Genomic DNA, 20,690 nt, shown 5'->3' with positions numbered 1-20,690 from the left:
GTCAGTCGCGCAGGCGCAGGATCACCTGCGGGCGCCGCGGGCGCCCCAGGAGCGCGCCGACGCGCCCGACCAGGCTGATCACGCGGTACTGCCAGCCGTACTTCGCGGCGATGGCCCGCCGCGGGCACTCCTGCGCCGGCCGGTCGTCGACCACCTCGCCGCGGCCCTCGACGCGCGGCGCGCCGGGGGCCACCTCGCCCCGCCGGTCACACGGCTCCAGGACGACGCGCGGGTCGCGGCGCAGGCGCTTCACCTTCCCGCTGCCGTCGACGGTGGTGACGACCAGCGTGTCCCCGTCGCGCGCCACCCACACCGGCGTCCGCACGCCGTCGCCGCTGCGGCGGAAGGTGGTCAGGGCGACGAAGGGTTCGTCGGCGAGGGCGAGGACGGACGGGGCCGGCACGCGGTCACCAGCCCCAGGTGCCCGCGCCGCCCTTGAACGGCCCGACGACGTCGCGGGTGATCCAGCCGCCGTAGAACCCGCCCGGCTGGGGCTCGACGCGCTCGCCGTCGAGGGTGATCTCGTCGAACGGGCCGGGATAGAGCGCGACGCGGTCGGCGAGGGCGGGGTACACCGCGTCCTGCGGGTACCACCACCCGACGTCGGTCAGCGGCGCTGCACCGGGCACGACGACGTCGACGTAGCGGGCCGTGCCCTTCCACTCGCACACCGTGCGGCGCTGCGCCGGCCGCAGGACGCCGTCGGCGAATGCCGTCCGCGGGAGGTAGTACGTCGGCGGGTGGCTGGTCTCGAGGACGCGGACGACGTCGTCGGTGTCGGCGACGACCGCACCGGCGTGCGTGACCACCGCCCGCCGGCGCACCGCCTCCGCCCGCGGGGGGCGCGGGTAGTCCCACACCGACTCCTGCCCGGGGCCCGGTTCGACGCGTCGCACGATCAGCACGCTAGGCCCGTCCGGGCGGCCCGGCGCGCCGAGCGAACGGGGAGTTCGGACGCGTAGAAGCAGCGAACAGCGCGTTCGCTGCATCCCTAGGCGCGCTCAGTTGCGGCGGGGCTCGGTGACGTGGGTGGCGAGGAGGGCCAGGGGGACGCCCTGGCGGCGCAGGACGCCGCCCCAGAGGTCGTAGCCGGCGGGAGCCAGGACGTCGTCGGGCAGGGCGGGCACCACGAACCAGTCGCCGCGGCGGATCTCGCCGTCGAGCTGGCCCCGGTCCCAGCCCGAGTAGCCGGCGAAGACCCGCAGACCGCGGACGCGGGGGGCGAGGTCGTCGGGGTCGCCGTCGAGGTCGACCAGCGCGACGGGGCCACGGACGCCCACGACGCCGCCGGTGTGGGCGGGGTCCTCGCCGGCGCGCAGTGCGGCCAGGCACAGGGCGGTGCGCTGCTCGACCGGCCCGCCGACGAAGACGGCGTGCGGGGTGCTGGTGTGCGGGCCCCAGGTGGGCAGGACGTCGGCCACCGAGACCTCGCTCGGCCGGTTGAGCACGACGCCGAGCGTGCCCGTCGGCCGGTGGTCGATGACGAAGACCACCGACCGCGCGAAGTTGGGGTCGGTCAGCGTCGGGGAGGCCACGAGGAGCGTCCCCGCCTCGACCTCGGCCTGCTGATGTTCACCCACACCACTGGCCACGCACCCCATCGTCGCACCGAGGCACGGGGTCGCGGCAGGCGCACCGGGGTGGCGCCGGCACCGTCCGGACGCTGTCGCGGATCGGACTGCCGGCACGGACCGCCCCGGCGCGCGGACGCGTAGCGTGGGCGCTCGTGCCCGTCGCGCCCGGACCCATCGCCCCCGCGCGGGCCGCGACGTCCCGGGGGCCGCGGCCCGTCGCCCGGCTGCGGGAACTGCTGGTGCACCCCGGCTTCGGCAAGCTGCTGACCGTCCGGCTGGCCGCGCAGTGGGGCGACGGCGTGTTCCAGGCGGCGCTGGGCGGGCTCGTGCTGTTCAGCCCCGAGCGTGAGGCCGATCCGGTCATGGTCGCGCTGGGGCTGGCGACGGTGCTGCTGCCGTACTCGATCGTCGGGCCGTTCGCCGGGGCGCTGCTCGACCGCTGGGACCGCAAGCGGGTCATGGTGGTCGCGGGCGCCCTGCGCGGGACGCTCACGCTGCTCACCGCTCTCGTGGTGCTCGCCGGCATCACCGGCCCACCGCTCTACCTCGGCGCGCTCGCGACCATCGGGGTCAGCCGCTTCATCCAGGCCGGGCTCTCGGCGGCGCTGCCCCACGTCGTGGCCGACGAGCACCTCGTCGGAGCGAACTCCCTGGTCACGACCTCCGGGGCCGTGGCCGCGGCGATCGGGGCCGGCTGCGCGATCGGGCTGCGCGGGCTCTTCGGCCCGATGGACGCCGACGCCGCCTGGACCACGATGGTCGCCGCGGTCGGATCGATGCTGATCGTCGTCGTGGCCGCCAGGATCCCCCGGGGCTCGCTGGGCCCCGACGAGCGCCGTGAGGCCGCACAGGCCCTGCGCGCCGTGGCGTCCGGCCTCGTCGACGGGGCACGCGCCGCCCGCGAGGCCCCCGGCGTGGTGGCCGCGTTCTGCGCCGTCGCCGCCCACCGCCTGGCCTTCGGCGTCACGACGCTGGTCGTGCTGCTGCTCATGCGCTACGCCCTGACCGACGTCGGCCCGTTGAAGGCGGGCATCGCCGGGCTGGGCGAGGTGGTCGTCGCGGTGGCCGCCGGCCTGGGCGTGGCCGCGGTGGTCACGCCGTGGCTCACCGGGCGCGTCGGACGCGCCGGCACCGTGCGGATCATGCTGGTGCTCGCGGCGGTGGCGCTGCTCGCGCTCGGCCTGCCGATGACCCTGCCCACCATCCTCGCGGGGTCGTTCGTGCTCGGGCTGGTGGGCCAGGCGATCAAGCTGTGCTCCGACGCGGCGGTGCAGCGCGAGGTCGGCGACGCGGTGCGCGGGCGGGTGTTCTCGCTGTCGGACACCACCTTCAACGTCACCTACGTGCTCGCGGTGGCCGGCGCGGCGTTCCTCGCCCCGCCGGACGGGCGCTCACCCCTGCTGCTCGTCCTCGCCGCCGGGCTCTACCTGCTCGGGCTCGTGGTGCACGAGTGGGCGCTGCGGACCCAGGCTCAGGGCGGCACCCAGCCGGCGGCGCCCTCGGCGATGGCCGTGTCCACCGCGCCGTCCGCGTCGGTGTCGACCAGCAGCACGTCCCACCGCGCCGACGGGGACCCGGGGTCCGCGGACAGGTAGGCCAGCTCGGCGCGCCCGTCCCGGTCGTCGTCGACCAGCATCTGCTCGGCGCGCCCGTCGCCGTCGAGGTCGCAGAGCACCTCCTCGCCCGGGACGTGGTCGGCGTCCACCGCGAGGCCGTCGACCACCCCGTCGCCGTCGGTGTCGAGCACGGCCGCCCCGCTGCCCGACCGGCCCCGCACGTCGGACCAGGTCAGCGCCACCCCGGCCGTCGCCCCCGGGCCGGAGTCGAGCGGCACGCGGACGTCCCACACCCCGCGGCCGGACGGGTCGGTGTAGGCGTGGTCGCCGCGGCCGTCGTCGTCGAGGTCGAGCACCGAGCGGTCGGCGACCCCGTCGCCGTCGCTGTCCCAGAGCGCGTCGTCGACCCGCCCGTCGCCGTCGAAGTCGAGCACGACGGCGTCCGGGGCCGCCGACGCGCCGCCGGGCAGGTCGGCGTCGGCCGGGGTGACGTGCCGGTGCACCGGACCGCGTCCGGTGCCGAAGACGTAGCTGATGGCGCCCACACGCGGTTCGACGCGGGCGTCAGCCCTGCGGTTCCGTGCCGCCTCGGGTGCCCTCGGACTCGATCCCCTCCTCGGCCGCCCACCGCAGCAGCTCGGCGCGCGCCTCGTCGTCGTCCAGCGGGCCCCGCTCGAGGCGCACCTCCTTGAGGTGGCGCCACGCCCGCCCGACCAGCGGACCCGGCGGGATGCCGAGCAGCTCCATGATCGCGTTGCCGTCGAGGTCGGGACGCACGCGCGCGAGGTCCTCCTCCTGCGCGATCCGCGCGATCCGCTCCTCGAGGTCGTCGTAGGAGCGCTGAAGGGCCGCGGCCCGGCGCTTGTTGCGCGTCGTGGAGTCCGAGCGCACCAGCTTGTGCAGACGCTCGAGCAGCGGGCCGGCGTCGGTGACGTAGCGGCGCACCGCGGAGTCGGTCCACTCGCCCTTGCCGTAGCCGTGGAAGCGCAGGTGGAGGAACACGAGCTGCGCGACGTCCTCGACGACCTGCTTCGGGTAGCGCAGCTCGCGCAGCCGCTTGCGGGCCATCTTGGCGCCGACCACCTCGTGGTGGTGGAAGCTGACGCGCCGCCCGGGCTCCACCTTGCGGGTCGCGGGCTTGCCGATGTCGTGCAGCAGCGCGGCGAGGCGCAGCACGAGGTCCGGACCCCCGTCATCCGAGCTCTCGCGGTCGATGGCCTGCTCCATGACCGTCAGCGAGTGCTCGTAGACGTCCTTGTGCTGCGCGTGCTCGTCGATCTCCAGGCGCATCGCGGGCACCTCGGGCAGCACGACGTCGGCGAGCCCGGTGTCGACCATGAGCTCGATCCCGCGCCGCGGGTGGGCGCCGAGCAGCAGCTTCGAGAGCTCGGCCTGCACCCGCTCGGCGGTGATCCGCGCGAGCTGGGGCGCCATCGCGGTCATCGCCTCGCGCACCCGCGGTGCGACCTCGAACCCGAGCTGGGAGACGAACCGCGCCGCGCGCAGCAGGCGCAGGGGGTCGTCGCCGAAGGACGTCGCGGGGTCGGTCGGGGTGTCGAGCACGCCGCGGGCCAGGGCCGCGAGCCCCCCGTACGGGTCGACGAAGGTGCGGTCGGGCAGCGAGAGCGCCATCGCGTTGGCGGTGAAGTCGCGGCGGACGAGGTCGCCCTCGATGGTGTCGCCGAAGGCCACGACGGGGTTGCGGCTCACGCCGTCGTAGGCGTCGGCCCGGAACGTCGTGATCTCGAGGGTCTGCCCGCGCCGCGCGGCCCCGACCGTGCCGAACGCGATCCCGGTGTCCCACACGGCCTCGGCCCAGCCCGAGACCAGCCGTTGAATCTGCTCGGGACGGGCGTCGGTGGTGAAGTCGAGGTCGGGCGACGGACGTCCCAGCAGGGCGTCGCGGACGCTGCCGCCGACGAGGTAGAGGCGGTGCCCCGCGTCCGCGAAGCGCTGGGCGAGCTCGTCGGCGACGGGGGCGTAGCGCAGCATCTCCACCACCGCCGCATGGTCGGCGCCGGTGGAGGAGGTGGGGGCCTGCGCGGGTCCGGGCACGGCAGGACAGCGTACCGCGACGGGCCGGGACCTCCGGGACACCGGGATCCGGCCCGGGCGACACCTCGCCGTCGGATCGTCGACACGCCGCCGTCACCGCGCGGGCGCCGTACGATCGCGCACGTGTCCACCCCGTCCCGCCGGTCCGGCGACCGGCGCCGACGGGGCTCCCGGCGGCGGATGCGCACGGTCGACGAGACCTCCGCGGGAGGCCTCGTCGTCGACGCCGCCGGGGCCAGCGCCGCCCTCATCGGCCGGCTCGACCGTCGCGGGCGCCTGCTCTGGTCGCTGCCCAAGGGCCACCTCGAGGAGGGCGAGACCGCCGAGCAGGCCGCCGTGCGGGAGGTCGAGGAGGAGACCGGCATCATCGCGAGCGTGCGGGCGTTCCTCGGCAGCATCGACTACTGGTTCGTGGCCGAGGACCGACGGATCCACAAGACCGTGCACCACTACCTGCTCGACGCGCACGGTGGCGAGCTGTCCGACGCCGACGTCGAGGTCACCGAGGTGGCGTGGGTGCCGCTGGACGAGCTCGACACCCGACTGGCGTACGCCGACGAGCGCCGCCTGGTGCGGCGTGCGGCGCAGATCCTGGAGGAGTCGGCGTGAGCCCTCCCCGCCGCCCGCGGGGAGCCCGTTCGTCCTCGCCGGCTGCCGCGGGAGTCCTGCTGACCCTGGTCGCCCTGCTGCTGGGGCTGCCGACGGCGCCCGCCGCGCACGCCGTCCCCGCCGCTCCCGTCGGCGGCGAGCCGGTCTCCGTGGTGCTCGACGCCATGGCCCCGCGGGTGGTCACCGCCGACGGACCCGGCGAGCTGGTCGTCACCGGCCGCGTGGCCAACCGCTCGGCGGTGCCGGCGCGTGACGTCGGGGTGCGCCTCGAGCGGGGCACGCCGCTGTCGGGGCCCCGGGAGGCGCGGGGCGCACTCGCCGCGGGCGGGTCGACGTCGGCGGTGCGCACGCCGACCGCCGAGATCGCGCCCCTGCTCGACCCGGGGCAGGAGGCGCCGTTCACGGTCCGCGTGCCCCTGACCGGCGCCGGCGCGGGGTCGCTGGCCCTCGCCGCACCCGGCGTGCACCCGCTGCTCGTCGACATCGACGGGGCGCTCGGCACCGCCGGACCGCAGCGTCTCGGCGCGGTCCGCCTGCTGCTGCCCGTGGTCGGCGTGCCCGGGGCGGGGCCGCTCGCCGCCCCGCCGGTGGGCCGGGCGGCGGGTGTGTCGGTGCTCTGGCCGATCGCCGACCGGCCCCGACGCGTGCCCGTCGTGCCCGGCGCGCCGACGCTGCTGCGCGACGACGACCTCGCCGCGTCGTTCGCCCCGGGCGGGCGGCTCGCGGGCCTCGTCGACGCGCTGGGGCGCGCCGCGCCGGCGGGGTCGGCGGCGTCCCGGTCGATCTGCCTCGCCGTCGACGCCGACCTGCTCGAGACCGCCCGGGCCATGGCCGGCGGCTACCAGGTGCTGACCCCGGACGGCCGGACCACCGCCGGCACCGGGTCCGCGGCGGCGAGCCGGTGGCTCGACGCCCTGCGCGCCCAGGCCGGCGGTCGCTGTGTGACCGCGCTGCCCTACGCCCGCACCGACCTCGTCGCGACCGCCCGCGGCAACCTCACCGACCTCACGACGGCCGCCGTGACCACCGGCTCCCGCCGCGTCGCGGGAATCCTCGGGGTCACCCCCGTCCCGGACACCGTGTGGCCCCCGGGCGGGCTCCTCGACGAGCGCAGCCTCGCCGACCTGACCGCCGGCGGGACGCGCGCCCTGCTCCTCGACGCCGACGTCCTCGACGACGGCCTGCCCGCCGGCGCCCTCGCCCGGCTGCCGGGCCCGCCGGCCGACGCACCGGTCGCGGTCGGTCTCGACCCGCTCGCGGCCGCGGCCCTCGCCCCGCGCGCGGTGGACCGCGCCGACCGCTCGACCAGCCCTGCCGGCACCCCGGACGGCCTCGCGGCGCAGGACGCGATCGGGACGCTGGCCCTGCGGGCCCTGCAGGACACCCCGGACGACGAGACCCCGCCCGTGAGCGTCCTCGCCCCGCCCGCCGACTGGGCCGCCGGCCCGGGCGAGGCCGGCGCGCTGCTCACGGCCGTCGAGGACCTCACCCGCCTCGGCCTCGCCCGTCCCGTCGACCTCGGCAGCCTCCTCGCCCCCGTCGGCGCCGCGACCGCGCTGCCCGCCGCGGCCCTGGCGACCCCGCCACCGGCCGTCGACGGCCTGCAGGAGTCGGTGGTCGCCCGCGCCGCCGAGGTCCGGGAACGCCAACGCGAGCTGCTCGCGGCGACCGAGCGGGACGGGATCGGCACCCCCTCGCCGACGGACTTCGTGGAACCGCTCACCGACGGGGTGCTGCGCGCCCTGTCCGCGGCCTGGCGGGACGAACCCGCCGCCCAGGAGGCGGCCGTGGCCGGGGTGGAGCGCCAGATCGACGCGCTGCGCTCGCTCGTGCGCGTCGTCCAGCCGTCGGGCTCGTACTCGCTGGGCACCAACGACGCCCCGTTGCTGCTCACCGTGGAGAACCGGCTGCCGGTGGCCGTGCGGGTCGAGGTCGTGCTGGAGCCCACGAACGGGTTGACCACCGGCCCGCTCCCGGTCATCACCGTCCCGGCGTTCGGTAGCCGGCAGGTGCAGGTCGAGGTCCAGGTGTCCCGGGCGGGGCAGTTCGCCGTCGACGCCCAGGCCCGCACACCGGGGGGTGAACCTCTCGGGCCCACGGCTCGTCTGCTGCTGCGATCGACCGCCTACGGCACGATCACGGTGTGGTTGACCGCGTCCGCAGCCGTCGTGCTGGTGATCCTGGCGAGCGTACGGATCGCTCGCCGGGTTCGGGCGGGGCGCCGCGACCGCCGGTCCCGGCGCAGTCACCACCGTCGGGGCCCGAGCACGCCGCGGGGCCCGCACGACCTGTCGACCCGCGAGCTGCAGAAGCGGTGACCGCGCCCGAGCCCGGCCGGCGACCGCCCGGGGAGGCGCCGGAGGAGAGCCGCGAGGGCGGCCCCGACGCGCCCGACGTCGTCCCCCCGCCGCCTCCGCCCGCCCGGCGCCGTGACGAGGGCGCACCGCCGCCCGGGCCGCCACCGGGTGCCCCACCCGGCTCCCGGCCCCCGCCGGTCCCCGGGGCCCGTCCGGGGCCCGGGGCCGGACCGTCGTCCGGACCCCCGCCGGGCCGACCCGCCGGGCCACCCGCCGGCCGACATCCCGGCCCACCTCCCGGACCCCCTCCGGGTCCGCCCGCGAGCCGGCCCCCCGGCTCCGGCCGCTCCCCGTCGGCTCCGGGCGCCCCGGGCGCCCCGGGACCCGCGGCACCGGGAGCACCGGGAGCACCCCCCTCCGGCGGCCCGCCCGCCGGCCACCGGACCCGCCCGGCGCCGCGCGGCGCCGGGCCCCCGCCGCCGCGCCCGCCCGGCTCTCCGCCCGGCGCCGCGGCCTCCGAGCCGTCCACCACGGGTCTCACCGCCCCCACCGCCGCGGTGGAGGCCGTGGACGCCGTCGACGGCACGTCGAGCCCCTCGGGCACGGGCCCCGCCGACCCGCACCGCACGGAGGTCCTGCCGACGGGCTCCGAGCGCACCGTGCGCGTGGCGCGCCCGGCCCCGCTCGCGTCGTGGAACTACGCGGGGTCGTCCGAGGAGACGGTCCTGCTCCCGCGGCCGCCGCTCGAGCAGGACGCGCCCGCCGTGCCCGCCCCGCGCACGCCCGCCGACGAGCAGGGCCGCGACGACGGGGCGCTCGTCCGCGCGTCGGGCGGGATGGCCGTGGCCACCCTCGTCAGCCGGCTCACCGGGTTCCTGCGCACGCTCGGGCTGACCGCGATCGTCGGCCTGAACTTCGTCGGCAGCGCGTTCAACGTCGCGAACACCCTGCCGAACATCATCTTCGAGCTCCTGCTCGGCGGGGTGCTCACCAGCGTCGTCATCCCCGTGCTGGTCCGGGCGGCCAAGGAGGACGGTGACGACGGCGAGGGCTTCGCCCAGAAGCTGCTCTCCGGCGCCGCCGTCGGCCTGGCCCTCGCGACCGCGCTCGCCGTGCTGGCCGCGCCCCTGCTCATCCGGCCCTACCTCGACCCCGGCACCGACCTCGAGCTCGCGACCGACTTCGCCTACCTGCTCCTGCCGCAGATCTTCTTCTACGGGATGGGCGCGCTGTTCGGGGCGATCCTCAACTCGCGGGCCAACTTCGGGCCCGCGGCCTGGGCCCCGGTGCTCAACAACGTCGTGGCCCTCGTCGCGCTCGGGATCTACGCGTTCCTGCCGTCGCCCGAGGTGGGCATCTCCGACGCCCAGCTGCTCGTGCTCGGCATCGGCAGCACGCTCGGCATCGTCGTGCAGGCCGCCGTGATGCTGCCCGCGATGCGCCGCGTCGGGTTCCGGTGGAAGTGGCGCTTCGGGTGGGACCGGCGCCTGTCCGCGTTCGGCGGCCTCGCGGCGTGGGTCGTGGGCTACGTGCTGATCAGCCAGGTCGGGCTCGCGGCGATCCTGCGCGTCGCATCGGGCGCCGACGAGGGCGGCCCCGCCATCTACAGCTATGCGTGGCTGCTCATCCAGGTGCCCTACGGCGTCCTCGGGGTCTCCCTGCTCACCGCGCTGATGCCGCGGATGAGCGCCGCCGCCGCCAACGGGCGCACCGACCAGGTCGTCGCCGACCTCTCCCTGGGCTCGCGGCTCTCGACGGTGACGCTGCTGCCGATGAGCGCCCTGCTGACGGTGTTCGGCTCGCAGCTGGGCATCGCGCTGTTCTCGATCGGGCGCTCCGGCCCGGAGGGCGCCGCCTCGCTCGGCGGCGCCATGGCCGCCTCGGCGTTCGGGCTGGTGCCGATGGCGGTCGTCATGCTGCAGATGCGCGTGTTCTACGCGATGAACGACGCCCGGACCCCAACGCTGATCATGGTCGTGATCACCGCGCTCAAGGTCCCGATGGCCTACCTGTGCCCGGTGCTGTTGCCGCCCGAGCAGGTGGTCCTCGGACTCGCCGGGGTCAACGCGTTCGGGTTCGTCGTCGGCCTCGTCGTGGGCAACATCTGGCTGCGAGTACGGCTCGGACATCTCGACACCAAGCGGGTGCTGCGCACCCTCGTGCTCACGCTCCTCGCCTCGGTCGTCGCCGTCCTCGTCGCCTTGCTGGCCGTCACCCTGCTCGAGCGGCTGCTCGACGGGGGCGCCTCCCTGGTGCTGCGGTCCTGGCTCGTGCTCGTCGTCGGCTCGTCGGTGTTCCTCGCCGTGGTCGCCGTGGCGATGCGGCTGCTGCGCGTGCCCGAGCTCGACCCCGTCGTCTCCCGCCTGCGCCGCCTGCTGGGGCGGGGACCGGCCCGCACGACCTGATCGACGCGTGACCCGCCGCCGCGCGGGCAACCCGGACCCGCGCCCCGGCGTCCCCCGGAGCGCAGGTCGTGTCCCGTAGTCTCTGACGGGTCCGAGGGGGAGGTGAGGACGTGGCCGGCGAGCAGTCCGGGGAGCGCACGTCCGCCGGCCCCGCCCGCGAGGCACCCGAGCGCGACACGCCCGGGCGCGACACGCCGTCGCCCGCGCGGGGTCCACGCGCCGCCGGTGCCGGCGTCGACGGGCCGACAGTGCACGTGTCCCGTGCCGCCGACCCGCCCGGTCCCGTCAACGGCTCCAGCCCCACCCACGGCCCCACCAACGGCGCCACCGCCGGCACCGCCGCCCCCGTCCCGCCGGGCACCGCCGGCGGCGCGGGTCGCGGGCCGCGGGGTCCGGCGTCCCAGGGCCCCGGTCCCGGCGGTCCGCCGGCGCCGCCGTCGGGCCCCTTCCCGGCGCCTCCGCGCCGCCCCGCCCGCGGCCCGGGGCGTCCGGCCACCGGACCCGGGTCCGGTCCGCTGCCCACCGCGGGGCGGCTCATGCCCGGCACGCTGCTGGGGGAGCGCTACCGCCTCGTCGCCCAGGTGGGTCGGGACGACGCCGCGGAGGCGGTCCTGTGGAAGGCACGCGACGTGGTGCTGGAGCGCGACGTCGGCATCACCCTGCTCGTCGGCTCGTGGCAGGGCGACGCGCGGGCCGCCGCGGCGCTGTCGCGCGCCACCCGCTCGGCGCACTTCGAGCACCCCCACGCGGCCCGCATCCTCGACGTCGTCCGGCCCGGGGGCAGCCCGCTGCCCGCCGGGGTGCTCGGGGCGGCGGTCGCCGAGTGGACGCCCGGGCGCGACCTCGCCGAGCTCGTGGCCGGCGGCCCGTTGCGTCCCAGCGCGGCACTGCGGGTCATCGAGCCTCTCGCCGACGCCGTGGCCGCGGCACACCGCTCGGGCCTGGTGCTCGGGCTCGAGCACCCGCAGCGGGTCCGGGTCAGCGCCCGCGCGACGACCCGCCTCGCGTTCCCCATGCCCCGCGGCGACGCCACGAACGCCGACGACGTGCACGGCCTCGGCGCCCTGCTCTACCTGCTGCTGACCGCGCGCTGGCCGGGTCCCGAGGGCAGCCGGGCGCCGGCCGGCCTGCGGCTCGCGCCGCACGCGCCGGGTGGCGGTCCCGTCCCCGCGCGCTCGCTGCGGCCCGACCTGCCGGTCGAGCTCGCCGCGCTGGTCGACCGCACGCTCGACGAGGACGGCGGCATCCGCACCGCGGCCGCGGTGCACCGCCTCGTGAGCCAGATGCGCGAGGGCCTCGAGGACGACGGCGTGCTGCTGCCGGTGCTCGAGGACGGGCAGACCATCGACGCCGACGACCCGGCCGAGGTGTGGCACGACGACGCCGTGCCCGAACCCGGGCCGGACCCGTCGGAGCGGCGCAAGCTGCGCATCGGCGTGACCGTGCTCGTCGCGGCGACGCTCGCGATCCTCGGCTTCGTGACCTTCCAGATCGTCTCCGTGGTGGCGGGCGGCGGGTCCTCGGGGCCGCCGGTCGTGGTCATCCCGACCGAGACCGCGGCGCCCCCGCCACCGGCCGGGACGCCCGCGCCGCCCCCGGCCGCGCCCGCCCCGGTGGCCGCGGGCCCGGTGCAGCTCTCGAGCGTCGCCGTCTACAGCCCCGCCGGCACGCCGGACAACCCGACGCGGATCAACCGGGCCGCCGACAACGACCCGTCGACGACGTGGTCGACCTCGGAGTACCGCCAGCAGCTCCCGGCGCTCAAGCCCGGCATCGGGATGATGTCGACCTTCACCGCGCCGGCGGGCGTGGCCGCGGTGACGGTGCGCTCGCCGAGCCCCGGGACGCGGATCGAGATCCGGTCCGCGCCCGCCGCCGACGTGCCGCTGGCCCAGACCCAGCTGCTCGGCGCCGGCACCGTCGAGGGCGACGAGCTGCGCATCCCGTTGCAGCCCGCCCCACCGACCGGCAACCTGCTCGTCTGGATCACCGAGCTCGGCCAGGAGGACGACGACCAGTACGTCAGCGAGCTCGCCGAGGTGACGGTCGAGCGCGCGCCCTGACGCCGGTCGCGACGAGCTCCCCCGAACGGCACCGGCGGGCCCGCGCCGACGGCTAGCGTCCCCGCCGTGCCCGACCCGCGCAGCGACCGCGAGCTCCTCGCCGCGCACGTGGCCGGGGTGCCGGGAGCGTTCGATGAGCTGGTGCGCCGCTACGCCGACCGCCTGTGGTCGCTGGCCTTCCGCATGCTCGACCACCGCGAGGACGCCGCCGACGCGGTGCAGGAGACGTTCGTCTCCGCGCTGCGCTCCGCCGCCCGCTACCGCGGGGAGTCCGAGGTGTCGACGTGGCTGCACCGCATCGTCGTCAACGCCTGCCTCGACCGCATCCGCCGGCGCCGCGCCCGGGCCACCGAGCCGCTGGCGGGTCACGACCTGCCCACGCCGCGCGACGGCATCGACGACCACCTCACGCGGCTCGCGGTCGCCGACGCCCTCGCCGCGCTGCCGGACGGCCAGCGCCTCGCCGTGGTGCTCGTCGACGTGCACGGGTTCTCGATCACGGAGACCGCGGAGGTGCTCGGGGTGCGCGAGGGCACGATCAAGAGCCGCTGCGCCCGCGCCCGCACCCGCCTGGCCGGGTTGCTCGGGCACCTCCGACCCCCCGGGCCCCGCCCGGCACGGAACGCCGCGGGCCCCGACGACGTCCAACAGACGACCGACGCGACCGACCGGAGGGGAGGCGGAGCGTGAGCGACGACGAGCACGCCGCCGCGGCGGGTCCCGGCCGGCCGGACCGTCCGGACGGTCCCGACGCCGTGCTGCCCGGTCCGCAGGACCCCGAGGTGGCCACGGCCCTGGCGCGCACGCAGGCCGACCTGGCCGCCCACGCCGCCCGCACCCCGCCGATGCCCCCTGGCCTCCTCGCCGACATCGACCGTGCGCTGGCGGCGGAACGGTCGCGGACCACATCGCCGGGCGCCCCCGGGATCCCGACACCCCCGCCCCCACGTCGCCGCCGCGGCCGGGTCCTCGCCGCGCTGGCCGCCGCCGCCGCGGTGGCCGCGGTCGTGGCGGCCGTGATCGCCGCCGTCGTCCCCGGGCGCACCGCGGACCCGCCGGCGCCGTCGGCCGCACCGACCGCACCGACCGCACCGACACCCTCGGACATGCCGGTGCTGGCCGGGGGCGACGGGCCGGCGGCGTTGCGCGCCGGCCTCGGACGCTCCGACTACGGGCCGCTCGCCGACCCGGACCGGCTCGCGGGCTGCCTCGCCGCCCACGGCGTCCCCGCCGGGGTGCGGCCCGTAGGGGCCCGCCAGGTGGTCGTCGACGGGCGCCCGGGCGTGCTGCTCGTGCTGCCCACGGGCATCGCCGCCCGGTTCCGGCTGCTGGCGGTGGGACCGGACTGCGCAGCGGGTGTGCCGCTCACCCTGTCCGACACGCTCGTCGGCCGGTGAGCGGCGTCGCGCGGGGAATCCTGGGGGCGTGACGAGCGTTGAGGCCGACGTGAGCGACCAGACCATCCACGACGTGATCATCGTGGGCTCGGGTCCCGCCGGGTACACCGCGGCGGTGTACTCGTCGCGGGCCCAGCTCGACGTGCTGGTCTTCGAGGGCAGCCAGTTCGGCGGCGCCCTGATGACCACCACGGGCGTCGAGAACTACCCGGGTTTCGCGGACGAGATCCAGGGCCCCGAGCTCATGGACCGCATGCGCCGGCAGGCCGAGCGCTTCGGCGCGGTGCTGCGCCCCGAGGACGTCGAGTCGGTCGACCTCCGCGGTGACGTCAAGTCGGTGCACGTCAACGGCACCGACCACTTCGCCCGCGCGATCATCCTCGCGATGGGCGCCCAGGCACGGTATCTCGGCGTGCCCGGCGAGGAGCGGCTGCTCGGCCGCGGCGTCAGCGCCTGCGCGACCTGCGACGGCTTCTTCTTCCGCGACCACGACATCGTCGTGGTCGGCGGCGGCGACTCGGCGATGGAGGAGGCCACCTTCCTCACGCGTTTCGCCCGGTCGGTGACGATCCTGCACCGGCGCAGCGAGTTCCGGGCATCCGGGATCATGCTGGAGCGCGCCCGCCAGGATCCCAAGATCACGATTCGGACGGACACCGTGGTCGAGGAGGTCCTCGGCGACACCACCGTCGAGGGTGTCCGCGTGCGCAACACCGTGACCGGCGAGGAGGAGACGCTGGCCGTGACCGGCATGTTCGTCGCCGTCGGCCACGACCCCCGCTCCGCCCTGGTGCGCGACGTGGTCGACACGGACGACGAGGGCTACGTCCGTGTCGCCCTGCCCGGCACCGGCACCAACGTGCCGGGCGTCTTCGCCTGCGGCGACCTCGTCGACCACACCTACCGGCAGGCCGTCACCGCCGCCGGCAGCGGGTGCCAGGCGTCCATCGACGCCGAGCGCTGGCTCGCGGAGCAGCCCGCCGCGCCCCACCGCGACACCGCGCCGCCGCCCACCCCGGGCGTCGACGGCGCGGAGGTGGACGAGCTCGACTCCATCCACGCCCGTGCCGGCGGCCCCGTCGCCGGCGACGGCCGGGCGGCCGGGGGCTCGGTGGACGAGGGATCGCCCGAGCCCGCCGGCGACGCCGTGCCCGCCCCGTCCTGAACCCCCGCCCGAGAAGCCGACCCCTGAACCCGACCGAGGAGAGCCGCCGATGAGCGCGCCCGTGAACGTCACCGATGCCACCTTCGCCGACGAGGTCCTGGGCAGCGACAAGCCCGTCGTCGTCGACTTCTGGGCGACCTGGTGCGGCCCGTGCAAGATGGTCGCCCCCGTCCTCGAGGAGATCGCCGCCGAGCACGGCGACAAGCTGACGGTGGCCAAGCTCGACATCGACCAGAACCCCGCCACCGCGCGCGACTACCAGGTCATGTCGATCCCCACCCTGCTCGTCTTCCAGGGCGGCAAGCCGGTCAAGCAGATCGTCGGTGCCCGGCCGAAGTCGGCCCTGCTGGACGACCTCTCGGACGTCATCAACTGACATCGACCGGGTCCGTCGCGGACCCGGCACCCGACCCCCGGCGCCGGGTGGCCCCCTTCCACGGTGGCCGCCCGGCGCCGTCGCGTGTCCGGTCGACGCGTCCGAACCGTGACCCGCGGCGGCGCCCCGCTGCACGGCGTGACGTGCCCGGCAGGGCACAATGAGGTGCCAGTGAGGCGCGACCACACCGGGCGACCGGACCCGGGCGCGGACGATCGGGAGCGAACTGCATGCAGCTGCTGAGCCGCGGTGACGCCGGCCCGCCGGTCGCCGAGGTCCGCGCAGCCCTCGAGGAGATGGGCATCCTCGAGCCCGCCGGTCCCGGTCCCGCCCTGTTCGACGATGCGCTGGAGCACGCGGTCCGGGTCTTCCAGCAGCAACGCGGTCTGATCACCGACGGCATCGTCGGCCCCGCCACCTACCGGGCGCTGCGTGACGCGCGCTGGTCCCTCGGCGACCGGATGCTGCTGCTCAACACCCAGTCCCCGCTGACCGGCGACGACGTGTTCTCACTGCAGGAGCGCCTGCTGGAGCTCGGGTACGACTCCGGGCGCGCGGACGGCGTCTTCGGCCGCCAGACCGAGCAGGCCCTGCGCAGCTTCCAGCGCGACTACGGCATGAGCCCCGACGGCATGTGCGGGCCCCGCACCCTGCGCCACCTCGGTTACCTCGGCCGCAAGGTCACCGGTGGTCGCCCCGGCCTGCTGCGCGAGCAGGAGCGGCTGCACCGGGCCGGGCCGCGGCTCTCGGGCAAGCGCATCGTCATCGACCCCGGCCACGGCGGCGCCGACCGGGGCGTCTTCGTCGGCAGCGGGCCCGATGCGGTCACCGAGGCCGGGCTGGTCGCCGACGTGGCCCGGCGCCTCGAGGGGCGGATGGCCGCAGCGGGCATGGAGGCGCTGCTCTCCCACGGCCCCCACGACTGCCCCACCGACGCGGAGCGCGCCGGCTTCGCCAACTCCGCGGGCGCCGACGTCGTGCTCTCGCTGCACGTCGACGCCAACTCGAGCCCGGCGGCGAACGGCCTGGCGGCGTTCCACTTCGGCACCGGCAACGGCGCCACCTCGACGGTCGGCGAGGCCCTCGCGGGCTTCATCCACCGCGAGCTGCTGGCCCGCACCCGCATGCTCGACTGCGGTGTCCACGGGCGCCCGTGGGAGCTGCTGCGGCTGACCCGGATGCCGGCCGTGCGCGTCGAGATCGGCTACCTCACCAACGACCGCGACCGCGCCGCCCTGCTCGACCCCGGCTTCCGCGACGTCGTGGCCGAGGGCATCCTCGTCGCGGTCAAGCGGCTGTACCTGCTCGGTCAGGACGACAAGCCCACCGGCACCTTCACGTGGGCCGAGGTCCTGCAGCGGGAGAACAACCGCCCCGCCGGCGTCTAGCCCGGCGGGGCCTCGTCCCCGGGACCCGCCCCTCAGGACCGGGACGTCACCCGGGCGGGCGCCGGCGCGGCCGGGGCCGTCGAGATGGTCACCGTTCCCAGCAGCTGGGCGATGGCCGCCTCGACGTCCTCCTTCCAGTTGAAGCCGGTGCGCAGCTCGTAGCGCATCCGCGGCCAGCGCGGGTGCGGCGCCACCGTCTTGAAGCCGACGGCGCGCAGGAACGCGGCGGGCAGCACGCACGTCGGCGTGCCCAGCTCGGTGCGGCCGTGGCCCTCGAAGCGCGGGCGCTCGCCGTCGTCGGCGAACGACTCGACGGCCTTCACCCCGCGCCGGGTCAGGTCCCGCACGACGTCCTGGACCAGCAGTCGCCCGAGGCCCTCGCCCGCGAAGTCGGGCAGCACGTGCAGGCCGCAGAGGAGGACCGCGTCGGGGGAGACCGGGGCGGTGGGGAACGCGGCAGCCCGCGGCACCACGGACGGCGGCGCGTAGAACGCGAACCCGGCGGGGACGCCGTCGACGTGGGCGATGCGCCCGCACGAGCCCCACTCCAGCAGCACCCCGCTGACCCACGCCTCCTTCTCCAGCTCGACGGTGCCGAACTCCTCGGCCTGGTCGGCGAGGTGCGGCGGGATCTCCCAGTAGACGCAGCGGCGACACTGCTTGGGCAGCTCCTCGATGTTGTCGAGGGTGACCCCGACACAGCTCCGCGTCACGCGTCCCGCCTTCCCCGACGAATCTCCGGCGCGAGGATACGGTCCCCGCTCATCGACGTCCCGGCCACGGGGTCCCCCGGCCGGACGAACCGCGTGCTCGGCGTCACCGACGAGCCCGCTCCCTACCACCGCCCACGCGTCAGCGTCGATCTCAGGGCGCCCCCAGATCGACGCTGGGCGCCCCGGCGATCACTCCTGGGGTGACGGGCCCGAGGACGGGTCCCGGCCCATCAGGCGCGCGATGCGCTCCAGATCGTCCACCGAGCCGAACTCGACGACGATCCGGCCCTTGCGCTGGCCCAGCTCGACCTTGACGCGGGTGTCGAACGTGTCCGACAGCCGTTCCGCGAGGTCCTGGAGTCCCGGCGCGTGCATCGGCCGCCGCGCGGGCGCCCGCTTGCCCCCGCCGGGGGTCCCGCCGCGGGCGAGCGTCACGGCCTCCTCGGCCGCCCGCACGGACAGCCCCTCGGCCACGATGCGCGCGGCCAGCTCCTCCTGCGCGCCCGGGTCGTCGAGCCCGAGCAACGCGCGCGCGTGGCCGGCGGACAGCACCCCGGCCGCGACCCGCCGCTGGACGGCGACGGGGAGACGCAGCAGACGGATCGTGTTGGTGATCGCGGGCCGGCTGCGGCCGATCCGGTCGGCGAGCTGCTCGTGCGTCACGTCGAACTCGGTGAGCAGTTGCTGGTAGGCCGCGGCCTCCTCCAGCGGGTTCAGCTGGACCCGGTGGATGTTCTCGAGCAGCGCGTCGCGCAGCAACGTGTCGTCCGGCGTGCGCCGCACGATCGCCGGGATGTGTTCGAGCCCCACCCGCTGGGCGGCCCGCCAGCGACGCTCGCCCATCACGAGCTCGTGGGTGAGCGACGGCCCGCCGTCCGGTGACGGCTCGGGCTCGCCGAGCTCGCGGACCACGATCGGCTGCAGGAGCCCGAACTCGCGGATCGAGTGTTCGAGCTCGGCGAGAGCCTCCTCGTCGAACACCTGCCGCGGCTGCCGCGGGTTCGGTCGGATGCCGTCGAGGCGTACCTCGCGGTAGACCGCGCCGGCGACCTCGCTCCCGGTCACCTCGGGCGACGCCGGCGTCTCGTCCCCGCCCTCCGCGGTCGCCGCGGACGACGCGGACGACACGGGGTCCTCGCCCCGCCGCGCGCCGATGACGACGTCCGCCGCCCGCGCGCCCAGGCCGTGGCTTGACGGCGACGGCGCGGGCTCGGTCTCCGGGGGACCGGTGGGGATCAGGGCCGCGAGCCCCCGGCCCAGCCCGCCCCGACGCTCGGTCCGCTCCGTCATCGCGCTCCCTCACCCTCCGGCTGGCGCCGCACGACGGTGCGGGCGGCGACCTCGCGGGCCGCGTCCAGGTAGCTCATCGCTCCGCGCGAGCCCGGGTCGTAGGTCAGCACCGTCTGCCCGAAGCCGGGTGCCTCGGAGACCTTGACGCTGCGCGGGATGACGGTGCGCAGCACGATCTCGCCGAAGTGGTTGCGCACCTCGGTGGTCACCTGGTCGGCGAGCTTCGTGCGCCCGTCGTACATCGTCAGCAGGATCGTGGAGACGTGCAGCTGCGGGTTGAGGTGCGACTGCACCAACGCGATGTTGTTGAGCAGCTGGGAGAGCCCCTCCAGCGCGTAGTACTCGCACTGGATCGGGATCAGCACCTCGGGCGCCGCGACCATCGCGTTCAGCGTGAGCAGCCCGAGCGACGGCGGGCAGTCGATGATGACGTAGTCGACGTCGAGGCGGTCGAGCGCCTCCGTCGTCAACGCGTTCTTGAGCCGCGACTCCCGGTTGAGCATCGAGACGAGCTCGATCTCCGAGCCCGCCAGGTCGATCGTCGCCGGCACGCACAGCAGGTCCGACGAGCGCTCGCACACGGCGGCGGCCTCGTCGATCGTCATCTCCCCGAGCAGCACCTCGTAGATCGAGGGCGTGCCGCTGCGGTGGTCGACGCCGAGCGCGGTGCTCGCGTTGCCCTGCGGGTCGAGGTCGACCACGAGCACGCGCGACCCGTGCAGCGACAGGGCGGCGGCCAGGTTGACCGCGCTCGTCGTCTTGCCGACGCCGCCCTTCTGGTTGGCGACGGTGATGATGCGGCGCTCGGTCGGCCGCGGCAGCCGGTGGTCCTCGGGGTGCAGGACGCGCGCGGCGCGTGCCGCCTCCTCGGCGATCGGCGTCATGCCCTCGTCGGCGCCCGGGTACAGCACCTCCCCGGCGCCGAGCACCCCGGCGCCGGCACTGGCGGCCGCGTCGCTCACCGCCTCGCGCACCTTCTCCGCGGACGGGCGGTCCCCGCGAGGAGTTTCACGTGGAACCGGGCGCTCGGCGACGGCTCGACCCGCCGGGGTGGACGTCGATCGCTCAGTCACGGGCTCGATCCTTCCTGCCGCGGGCGCGGCGCCCGGAACCGGGGGACGTCCCACGCCGCTCGCTCCGGCTTACCAGCACGACCGTCGTGGCCGCGTCTCCCACGCCGCACCGCACCACCCGGCAGTCCTCGCCGCCGGCGGCGCGGATCTCCTTGAGGTCGCGCTCGACCTCGCTCGCGGCGCTCGCGCCCTTCATCGCGGCCAGGGTCCCACCCGGCCGGACGAGGGGGAGCGACCAGGTCGCGAGCCGCCCCATCGGGGCGACGGCCCGGGCGGTGACCACGTCGCTCTCGCCGCACCGCCGCCGCGTCTCGCGCTCCTCGGCCCGGCCCCGGACGACGGTGACCCCGAGGCCCAGCTCGTCCACCACCCGCTCGAGCCACGCGACGCGCCGCGCCATCGGCTCGAGCAACGTGATGGCGAGGTCCGGCCGCGCGAGCGCGAGCGGCACGCCGGGGAGCCCCGCCCCCGAGCCGATGTCGACCACAGTGGCACCCACCGGCAGCACCTCGCCGACCGCCGCGCTGTTGAGCACGTGGCGCTCCCAGAGGCGCGGCAGCTCGCGGGGACCGATCACGCCCTGGTCGTGGCCGGGCCCGGCGAGGAGCTCGACGTAGCGCTCGGCCACCGGGAGCTGGTCGCCGAACACCTCGGCGGCCGCCGGCGGTGTCTCGGGCACCGCCGGCCTGTCCGTGACGTCACCACCCTCGGCCGGCCCGCCGCGGGCGG

The 20,690-nt window shown here is 76.5% G+C and carries 18 protein-coding genes; 10 read left to right on the top strand and 8 right to left on the bottom strand.

Going from position 1 to position 20,690, the window contains the following annotated elements; all coding sequences use genetic code 11:
- Position 1 precedes the first annotated feature (1 nt).
- The 3 genes from C8D89_RS09825 to C8D89_RS09815 form a co-directional block, all read right to left on the bottom strand.
- Complete coding sequence (locus C8D89_RS09825) at positions 2-403, bottom strand: PPOX class F420-dependent oxidoreductase (RefSeq protein ID WP_116707945.1); 402 nt, start codon at positions 401-403, stop codon at positions 2-4.
- A 4-nt stretch (positions 404-407) separates the two neighbouring features.
- Positions 408-896, bottom strand: a complete 489-nt coding sequence (locus C8D89_RS09820) for a DUF427 domain-containing protein (protein ID WP_243417986.1) — start codon at positions 894-896, stop codon at positions 408-410.
- Positions 897-1,001: 105 nt separating this feature from the next.
- Positions 1,002-1,592 (bottom strand): YqgE/AlgH family protein, encoded by a 591-nt coding sequence (locus C8D89_RS09815; protein WP_243417985.1) that lies wholly within the window; start codon positions 1,590-1,592, stop codon positions 1,002-1,004.
- Positions 1,593-1,726: 134 nt separating this feature from the next.
- Between C8D89_RS09815 and C8D89_RS09810 the strand changes: the two genes are divergently transcribed.
- Positions 1,727-3,169, top strand: coding sequence for an MFS transporter (locus C8D89_RS09810; protein WP_116707942.1), 1,443 nt, complete (start codon positions 1,727-1,729; stop codon positions 3,167-3,169).
- A 525-nt stretch (positions 3,170-3,694) separates the two neighbouring features.
- On the opposite strand, the gene C8D89_RS09800 is transcribed toward C8D89_RS09810, so the two are convergent.
- A complete protein-coding gene (locus C8D89_RS09800; RefSeq protein WP_279323365.1) occupies positions 3,695-5,185 on the bottom strand; it encodes a CCA tRNA nucleotidyltransferase in 1,491 nt (496 codons plus the stop codon).
- Positions 5,186-5,365: 180 nt separating this feature from the next.
- Between C8D89_RS09800 and C8D89_RS09795 the strand changes: the two genes are divergently transcribed.
- The 9 genes from C8D89_RS09795 to C8D89_RS09755 all read left to right on the top strand — a co-directional run bounded on the left by C8D89_RS09795 (position 5,366) and on the right by C8D89_RS09755 (position 16,885).
- Complete coding sequence (locus C8D89_RS09795; RefSeq protein ID WP_116707941.1) at positions 5,366-5,794, top strand: NUDIX hydrolase; 429 nt, start codon at positions 5,366-5,368, stop codon at positions 5,792-5,794.
- Positions 5,791-8,112, top strand: a complete 2,322-nt coding sequence (locus C8D89_RS09790; RefSeq protein WP_116707940.1) for a DUF6049 family protein — start codon at positions 5,791-5,793, stop codon at positions 8,110-8,112. The genes C8D89_RS09795 and C8D89_RS09790 overlap by 4 nt, the downstream gene beginning before the upstream one ends.
- A gap of 545 nt (positions 8,113-8,657) precedes the next feature.
- Positions 8,658-10,496 carry a murein biosynthesis integral membrane protein MurJ gene (gene murJ / locus C8D89_RS09785; protein WP_243417984.1) on the top strand — a complete coding sequence of 613 codons (1,839 nt, stop codon included), beginning with the start codon at positions 8,658-8,660 and terminating at the stop codon, positions 10,494-10,496.
- Positions 10,497-10,606: 110 nt separating this feature from the next.
- Positions 10,607-12,559 (top strand): protein kinase family protein, encoded by a 1,953-nt coding sequence (locus tag C8D89_RS09780; protein ID WP_116707939.1) that lies wholly within the window; start codon positions 10,607-10,609, stop codon positions 12,557-12,559.
- A gap of 66 nt (positions 12,560-12,625) precedes the next feature.
- A complete protein-coding gene (gene sigM, locus C8D89_RS09775) occupies positions 12,626-13,249 on the top strand; it encodes an RNA polymerase sigma factor SigM (protein WP_116707938.1) in 624 nt (207 codons plus the stop codon).
- Complete coding sequence (locus C8D89_RS09770) at positions 13,246-13,956, top strand: hypothetical protein (protein WP_116707937.1); 711 nt, start codon at positions 13,246-13,248, stop codon at positions 13,954-13,956. The genes sigM and C8D89_RS09770 overlap by 4 nt, the downstream gene beginning before the upstream one ends.
- Before the next feature lie 49 nt (positions 13,957-14,005).
- A complete protein-coding gene (gene trxB, locus C8D89_RS09765) occupies positions 14,006-15,121 on the top strand; it encodes a thioredoxin-disulfide reductase (RefSeq protein WP_116707936.1) in 1,116 nt (371 codons plus the stop codon).
- A 49-nt stretch (positions 15,122-15,170) separates the two neighbouring features.
- Positions 15,171-15,497: a thioredoxin gene (trxA, locus tag C8D89_RS09760; protein ID WP_116707935.1), complete on the top strand. Its 327-nt coding sequence runs from the start codon at positions 15,171-15,173 to the stop codon at positions 15,495-15,497.
- Between the two features lie 230 nt (positions 15,498-15,727).
- Positions 15,728-16,885, top strand: a complete 1,158-nt coding sequence (locus C8D89_RS09755) for an N-acetylmuramoyl-L-alanine amidase (RefSeq protein ID WP_116707934.1) — start codon at positions 15,728-15,730, stop codon at positions 16,883-16,885.
- A gap of 32 nt (positions 16,886-16,917) precedes the next feature.
- Here the strand turns inward: C8D89_RS09755 and C8D89_RS09750 are convergent, their stop codons facing one another.
- From C8D89_RS09750 to rsmG, 4 genes are all read right to left on the bottom strand, one after another.
- A complete protein-coding gene (locus C8D89_RS09750; protein WP_116707933.1) occupies positions 16,918-17,598 on the bottom strand; it encodes a GNAT family N-acetyltransferase in 681 nt (226 codons plus the stop codon).
- 189 nt (positions 17,599-17,787) lie between these two features.
- Complete coding sequence (locus C8D89_RS09745; protein ID WP_116707932.1) at positions 17,788-18,888, bottom strand: ParB/RepB/Spo0J family partition protein; 1,101 nt, start codon at positions 18,886-18,888, stop codon at positions 17,788-17,790.
- A complete protein-coding gene (locus tag C8D89_RS09740; RefSeq protein WP_116708169.1) occupies positions 18,885-19,772 on the bottom strand; it encodes a ParA family protein in 888 nt (295 codons plus the stop codon). Before C8D89_RS09740 ends, C8D89_RS09745 begins: the two co-directional genes overlap by 4 nt.
- 181 nt (positions 19,773-19,953) lie before the next feature.
- Positions 19,954-20,640: a 16S rRNA (guanine(527)-N(7))-methyltransferase RsmG gene (rsmG, locus tag C8D89_RS09735; RefSeq protein WP_116708168.1), complete on the bottom strand. Its 687-nt coding sequence runs from the start codon at positions 20,638-20,640 to the stop codon at positions 19,954-19,956.
- Positions 20,641-20,690: the final 50 nt, after the last annotated feature.

It is taken from the genome of Actinomycetospora cinnamomea (assembly GCF_003096675.1).
GTDB classification, from domain to species: Bacteria; Actinomycetota; Actinomycetes; order Mycobacteriales; family Pseudonocardiaceae; genus Actinomycetospora; species Actinomycetospora cinnamomea.
Note: the sequence above shows the minus strand (reverse complement) of the source record. Positions and strands in the feature narration are given on the sequence as shown.